Raw genomic sequence first — 346 nt, forward strand, 5'->3', positions numbered from 1 at the left:
GGATACACGATCAAGTGCAGTTGCTGAGAACCGAGACTGTACCATGCACCTGGGAAATCAAAATCTGGTCTTTCTATTTCTTGAAAACCAAGGACATCACTATAAAAATGTTTGGCTTTATCAAGATCCGTCACTGAAATACTCACATGGTGTAGTTCTTTGATCTCTATCAAGTGTCTCCCTCCATTCTTACTTAGCAGGCTCACTTTCTGTCATATCAGCTGGTTCTACATTTATAGCCTGTAGTTGGGCGTCAATACACAATTCCGCAGCTCGAAAAGCATGTTCCTGTGTCATAGCATTTTCCGTACCATGCAAACAGTCTAAAATAAATTCACCAAAGTAA

Annotated in this window: 1 protein-coding gene; it reads right to left on the reverse strand. The window is 40.5% G+C overall.

What is annotated here, in order from left to right; all coding sequences use genetic code 11:
* The coding region (locus tag AOA62_RS32640; protein WP_218244066.1) for a VOC family protein at window positions 1–206 on the reverse strand (206 nt) is incomplete at its 3' end.
* Between the last annotated feature and the right edge of the window lie 140 nt (window positions 207–346).

It is taken from the genome of Pseudomonas sp. 2995-3 (genome assembly GCF_002742565.1).
GTDB lineage: Bacteria > Pseudomonadota > Gammaproteobacteria > Pseudomonadales > Pseudomonadaceae > Aquipseudomonas > Aquipseudomonas edaphica.